Annotated in this window: 4 protein-coding genes and 1 rRNA gene; 3 read left to right on the top strand and 2 right to left on the bottom strand. The window is 70.0% G+C overall.

What is annotated here, in order from left to right:
• Positions 1–384 (bottom strand): 16S ribosomal RNA (locus DV20_RS27780); the annotation flags it as partial.
• Positions 385–832: 448 nt separating this feature from the next.
• On the opposite strand from DV20_RS27780, the gene DV20_RS27775 reads away from it, so the two are divergent.
• Positions 833–1,615, top strand: a complete 783-nt coding sequence (locus tag DV20_RS27775; protein WP_043785421.1) for an alpha/beta fold hydrolase — start codon at positions 833–835, stop codon at positions 1,613–1,615.
• On the top strand, positions 1,612–2,370 hold the full coding sequence (locus DV20_RS27770) for an SDR family oxidoreductase (RefSeq protein WP_043785419.1): 759 nt from the start codon (positions 1,612–1,614) through the stop codon (positions 2,368–2,370). The genes DV20_RS27775 and DV20_RS27770 overlap by 4 nt, the downstream gene beginning before the upstream one ends.
• On the opposite strand, the gene DV20_RS27765 is transcribed toward DV20_RS27770, so the two are convergent.
• A complete protein-coding gene (locus tag DV20_RS27765) occupies positions 2,355–3,902 on the bottom strand; it encodes an IS1634 family transposase (RefSeq protein WP_043785418.1) in 1,548 nt (515 codons plus the stop codon). The genes DV20_RS27770 and DV20_RS27765 overlap by 16 nt on opposite strands.
• A gap of 153 nt (positions 3,903–4,055) precedes the next feature.
• On the opposite strand from DV20_RS27765, the gene DV20_RS27760 reads away from it, so the two are divergent.
• Positions 4,056–6,588: bifunctional FO biosynthesis protein CofGH (locus DV20_RS27760; protein ID WP_043785415.1), on the top strand; the 2,533-nt coding region annotated here is incomplete at its 3' end.

Here is a 6,588-nt window from a genome sequence, read left to right as displayed (position 1 = left end):
ATCAGGCTTGCGCCCATTGTGCAATATTCCCCACTGCTGCCTCCCGTAGGAGTCTGGGCCGTGTCTCAGTCCCAGTGTGGCCGGTCACCCTCTCAGGCCGGCTACCCGTCGTCGCCTTGGTAGGCCATTACCCCACCAACAAGCTGATAGGCCGCGGGTTCATCCTGCACCGCCAGAACTTTCAACAACCCCCCATGCGAGAGATTGTGATATCCGGTATTAGACCTCGTTTCCAAGGCTTATCCCAGAGTGCAGGGCAGATTACCCACGTGTTACTCACCCGTTCGCCACTCATCCCCACCCGAAAGTGGTTCAGCGTTCGACTTGCATGTGTTAAGCACGCCGCCAGCGTTCGTCCTGAGCCAGGATCAAACTCTCCAACAATGTCTTCGAATTCAATCGAGGCAAATACTTGCTCTCAAAGGAACCTCACACGAGGTTCAATACATAAGCTCTACTGGCTTAGTTCACTAGCACACTGTTGAGTTCTCAAGCAACACACCACAAACTCACCGCGATCAAGCGGCTCGCTCGTAGCGAGTCATTCCTAGCAGTTTTTGATGGGACACCCACTCAATCGCGATCCGCGAGAGCTTGGTTCGTGTCTCCGTGTCGGCCGGGTTTCCCTGGCGACGAAGAGAACATTACACGCCCGAAAACGGCCCGAAACAGGGGGGTCGGTTAACAAGATCAGCGCAGGTCAGACCCCATGACGGAGCCCGTCCGAGGCCCAGTCTGCCCCCATCCGCCCGGGAGCGCCACCCCAAGAACATTGCTCCGACTACATTGCGTCGTATTGCTCCGAGTCAAAGCTCCACCTAGCGTCGGCCGCATGACCCTCGCTTACGACGACCTCGGCGCCGGACGGCCCGTCCTGCTCGTCCACGGCCACCCCTTCGACCGCTCGATGTGGCGGCCGCAGGCCGAGCACCTCACCCGGAGCGGCTACCGCGTCATCACCCCGGACCTCCGCGGCTATGGCGCGTCCCCCAGCCAAGACACCAGGACCGGCCTCGACGTCTTCGCGCGGGACCTCGTCAACCTGGCCGACCACCTGGGGCTGGAGCGGTTCGTCCTCGGCGGCCTCTCCATGGGCGGCCAGATCGCCATGCAGCTGGTGCGGGATCACCCCGCCCGCGTCCGGGCGCTGCTGCTCGCCGACACCTTCGCCGGTCTCGACACCCCGCAGGCCAGGCAGGCCCGCTACGACACCGCGGACCGCATCACCGAAGAGGGCATGGAGCGCTACGCCGAGGAGCTGCTGCCCAAGATGATCTCGAAGCAGACCCGCGCGAGCAGGCCGGACGTCGAGGCGCACGTCCGCAGGATGATGCGCAACGCCCCCAAGGAGGGAGCCGCGGCCGCGCTCCGGGGACGTGCCGAGCGCCCGGACTACACGAAGAGCCTGGCCGACGTCGGCGTTCCCACCCTGGTCGTCGTCGGCGGTGAAGACGAGTTCACCCCGGTCGGCGACGCCGAGCTCATCCACCGGATGACGAAGGGTTCCACCCTGGTGGTGATCGAGGGCGCGGGCCACCTGCCTAACCTGGAGCGCGAGACCGAGTTCAACGAGGCCCTCAGCACCTTCCTGACCAGCAGCGGAGCTACCCCATGACCCAGCAGACCGTGTTCGTGACCGGCGCCAGCGCCGGCTTCGGTGACGCCATCGCGCGCCGGTTCGCCGCCGAGGGCGCCCGCGTGATCGCCGTCGCCCGCAGCGAGGACAAGCTCGAGAAGCTGGCCGGCGAGCTCGGCGACGCCGTCCTCCCGGTCCGGCTCGACGTCAGCGACCCGGACGCGGTCAAGAACACCATCGACGCGCTCCCCGACGGCTGGAAAGCCGTCGACGTCCTGGTCAACAACGCCGGCCTGGCCAAGGGCCTCGAGCCCGCGCACAAGGCGGACCTCGACGATTGGGACCAGATGATCGCGACCAACGTCCGCGGCCTCGCGCACGTCACGCGCGCGCTGCTCCCGGGCATGGTCGAGCGCGGCCGCGGCCACGTCGTCAACATCGGCTCGATCGCCGGCACCTACCCCTACCCCGGCGGCAACGTCTACGGCGCGACCAAGGCGTTCGTCCACCAGTTCAGCCTCAACCTGCGCAGCGACCTGCACGGCACCGGCGTGCGCGTCACCAACATCGAGCCCGGCATGGTCGGCGGCACGGACTTCTCGAAGGTCCGCTTCGCCGGCGACCAGGCCAAGGCCGACAAGGTCTACGAAGGCACCACGCCGCTGACCGCCGAGGACGTCGCCGAGTCCGTCTATTGGGCGGCCAGCCAGCCGGCGCACGTGAACATCAACGTCATCGAGCTGATGCCGGTGGTCCAGAGCTTCTCCGCCCTGCAGATCTACCGCGAGAGCTGAAACAGGGCGGCCAGCGCCTGCTGTTCCGGGTCCAGCTCGGTCAGCAGGCGCTTCGCCCGCGGCCGCCCGCCGGTGGACGGGTAACGCAGCACCAGCTCACCGACGCCGGCGAGGCGGTCGAGCAGCTCCCGGACGGACAGGTTCATCCCGGCCCGGTCGGCGTCCCGCCGCATCAGGTGCGTCACGGTCGCGGCGAGCACCGAGACCAGGCCGTGGGCGGCGATCCGCTGCCGCGTCCACTCCCAGCGCGGCGTCGGGCCGGTGACGGCGGGGCCGGTCAGCCAGCGGAACGTCGATTCGAGGTGGGTCCGGGCCCGGTAGGCGGTGACGACGTCGCCGATCGGCCAGTCCCGGTCGGTGACCAGCACCTGCTTGCCGAAGAACTCCTCGTCCAGCCGGGCGATGGCCGCGGTGTCGACGCGGCGTTCCACCCGGATCTCCCCGGGCCGGGTGCCGCTCAGGACGGCGGTGAGCACGCGTTCGATGCGCCGGCCGCGGGTCACCCGGCCGATCTCGGCGTGCACCTGGGCCCGGTCGCCGCGGTGGGTGCCCGCCGCCAGTGCCTCCGCGAGGCCGTCGAGCTCGCGGGTCGCGGTGGCGAGCTCGTCGGCGAACGCGCGGGACTGCGCCGCGTGCAGCGTCGCCGAGTGGGTCAGGATCACCCGCCGCCGGACGCCGTCGACGACCGCGTGCGTGTCGAGCGCCGTGAGCCCGGCGAACCGCTCGGGGTCGACGCGCTTGCGTGCGGACGCGGGCTGGGTCAGCAGCTCCGGGTGGTCGGTCAGCGGCAGGGACCCGACGAAGCCGCTGCGTGAGCCCAGGTCGAGCTGCGCCGCCTGGCCCGCGTGGAAGACGAGCGTGGCCGGCCCGAGCCCTTCCATGAGCGAAGCGAACGTCGGCGCCGTCCCGTCGTCGCGCCGGTAGAGGCGTGACGCCAGGGGGATGGCGCCGTCGCGGGTCACCCGCAGGCCCGCGCCGGCGAGCACGCCCTGGCAGGCCGACGGCAGCGTGCAGTCCGCCGGGGCGAACGCGGCGAACTGCGGGACGTCGACGGCGAGCGCGGCGTGGTCGTCGAGCAGCTCCAGCACGGCGGTGGCCACGGTCTCCTCGATCCCCGCGATGCGCTCCGGGGTCAGGCGCTCCAGCGCCCGCCACAGGCCATTCACTGTGGACAGCCGGGGGCGGACGAGGTCCGCGGCCGCGCTCGCCGCCCACCACGACCCGATCGGCGTCTCCGGCGCGGTCGCGCGGTGCAGCACCGCGACGGCGAGGGTCGGCCCCAGCGAGGGTTTCGTGCGCACGACGTCGTCGACGCGGCGGACGAAGTCCAGCCGGGACAGTGTCGCCCACACGGCGGCGACGTCGCCGTACGTCCGGTACGACGCCGAGGACGGCTCGCCGCCCGGGACGGCGCGGGCGATCTCGTCGGCCGTGCCGAGGTAACGCTGGGTCACCACCCGCGGTTTGCCGTCCACCCGGGCGGACTCCGCGAGGTAGTAGTACGTCCGTCCGCCGATCTTCTTGCCGACCACCGATGCCACCCTTTAGGTAATACACGGCGGAGGGCTGATCGACAACCATGTGAACCCGCTGACCTGCGTCGACGATCACCCGCGGAGCGCAGCCGAGACAGGTGCGGAACACACACTGGCTGGTCGCGCGACGGCGGTTCTAGCGTGGGCGGAATGGGACCCGAACCCGACGCCACCACCCCGACCGCCTCCGCGATGCGCCGCGCGCTCGCCCGGGCGCGTGACGGGAAGACACTCGACGTAGCCGAAGCGAGCGTCCTGCTGCACGCTCGCGGGGACGACCTCACCAAGCTGTCCGAGTACGCCTCGCGCATCCGCGACGCGGGCTTGGCCGAGGCCGGGCGCGCCGGCGTCATCACCTACAGCAAGAAGGTGTTCATCCCGCTGACCCGGCTGTGCCGCGACCGCTGCGGCTACTGCACGTTCGTCACCGTGCCCGGGCGGCTCGAATCGCCGTTCCTGTCGCCCGACGAGGTCCTCGACATCGCCCGCAAGGGTGCCGAGATGGGCTGCAAGGAGGCTCTCTTCACGCTCGGCGACCGGCCCGAGGACCGCTGGAAGGCCGCCCGCGAGTGGCTGGACGCGCACGGCTACGACGACACGCTCTCCTACGTCCGGGCGATGGCGATCCGCGTCCTCGAGGAGACCGGCCTGCTGCCGCACCTCAACCCGGGCGTGCTGACGTGGCAGGACTTCCAGCGGCTCAAGCCGGTCGCGCCGTCGATGGGCATGATGCTGGAGACCACCGCGACCCGGCTGTGGAGCGAGAAGGGCGGCCCGCACTACGGCTCGCCGGACAAGGAGCCCGCGGTCCGGCTGCGGGTGCTCGAGGACGCCGGGCGCAGCTCGGTTCCGTTCACCACGGGTGTCCTGATCGGCATCGGCGAGACGTTCGAAGAGCGGGCGGACGCGCTGTTCGAGATCCGCAAGGTCGCCAAGACCTACGGCGGCGTCCAGGAAGTCATCGTGCAGAACTTCCGGGCCAAGCCGGACACGAAGATGCGTGCCACGCCGGACGCCGACCTCGAAGAACTCGCCGCGAACATCGCCGTCGCGCGGCTGGTGCTCGGCCCGAAGATGCGCATCCAGGCGCCGCCGAACCTGATCGGCAACCAGTACGACCTGATGATCCGCGCCGGCATCGACGACTGGGGCGGCGTCTCGCCGCTGACCCCGGACCACGTCAACCCCGAACGCGCGTGGCCGCAGATCGACGAGCTCGCCCGCCGCACCGAGAAGGCCGGCTTCGAGCTCAAGGAACGGCTCACCATCTACCCGGAGTACATCAAGGCCGGCGAGCCGTGGCTGGACCCGCGGCTCACCCGGCACGTCGCCGCGCTCGTCGACGCCAAGACCGGGATGGCCCGCGAGGGCGCGCTGCCGGTCGGCATCCCGTGGCAGGAGCCGGACGGCGGCTGGCAGGAGTCCGGCCGCACCGACCTGCACACCGAGATCGACACCAGCGGCCGCACCGAAGACCGCCGCGGCGACTTCGACTCCGTCTACGGGGACTGGAAGGAGATCGGCGACCGGATCAAGACCGGGCCGCAGCGCTTCGACACGGACATCCTGGACGCCCTGCGCAGCGCGGAAAAGGACCCGGCGGGCCTCTCCGACGACGCCGCGCTGGCGCTGCTGCACGCCGACGGCAAGGAACTCGACGCGTTCACCCGGATCGCCGACGACCTGCGCCGCGAGACGGTCGGCGACGACGTCACCTTCGTCGTGACGCGGAACATCAACTTCACCAACGTCTGCTACACGGGTTGCCGCTTCTGCGCCTTCGCGCAGCGTCGCACCGACGCCGACGCGTACACGCTCTCGCTGGAGCAGGTCGGCGACCGCGTCGACGAGGCGTGGGCCGCGGGCGCGACCGAGATCTGCATGCAGGGCGGCATCCACCCGGACCTGCCGGGCACCGCCTACTTCGACCTCGCGGCCGAGGTCAAGCGCCGTCAGCCGGAGATCCACCTGCACTCCTACAGCCCGATGGAGGTCGTGAACGGCGCTTCGCGGACCAACCTGTCGCTTCGCGACTGGCTGATCAAGGCGAAGGAGGCCGGGGTGGACTCCCTGCCAGGCACGGCGGCGGAGATCCTCGACGACGACGTCCGCTGGGTGCTCACCAAGGGCAAGCTGCCGACGTCGGAGTGGATCAAGGTCGTCACGACGGCGCACGAGGTCGGCCTGCCGACGACGTCGACGATGATGTACGGCCACGTCGACACGCCGTCGCACTGGGTCGCGCACCTGAAGCTGCTCGCGCGGCTGCAGCGCGAAGGCCTGGAGAAGCACGGCCGGCGCGGGTTCACCGAGTTCGTGCTGCTGCCGTTCATCCACCAGAGCGCGCCGATCTACCTGGCCGGGCTCGCCCGCCCGGGCACGACGCTGCGCGAGAACCGCGCGGTGCACGCGCTGGCCCGGCTGCTGCTGCACGGCATGATCGACAACATCCAGAGCTCCTGGGTGAAGCTCGGCGAAGAGGGCAGCCGCGCGGTGCTGCAGGGCGGGGTCAACGACATCGGCGGCACGCTGATGGAGGAGACGATCAGCCGGATGGCCGGCGCGTCGCACGGGTCGTACAAGACGATCAGCGACATGCGCGCGATGGTCGAGCCGCTGGGCCGCCCGCTGGTCCAGCGCACGACCGGCTACGGACGGCCGTCGGCCGAGCGGCTCGCCGCCG

The sequence above is a fragment of the Amycolatopsis rifamycinica genome (genome assembly GCF_000695625.1).
GTDB lineage: Bacteria > Actinomycetota > Actinomycetes > Mycobacteriales > Pseudonocardiaceae > Amycolatopsis > Amycolatopsis rifamycinica.
The sequence above is the reverse complement of the archived record's forward strand: the minus strand, read 5'-3'. Positions and strand labels throughout refer to the sequence as shown.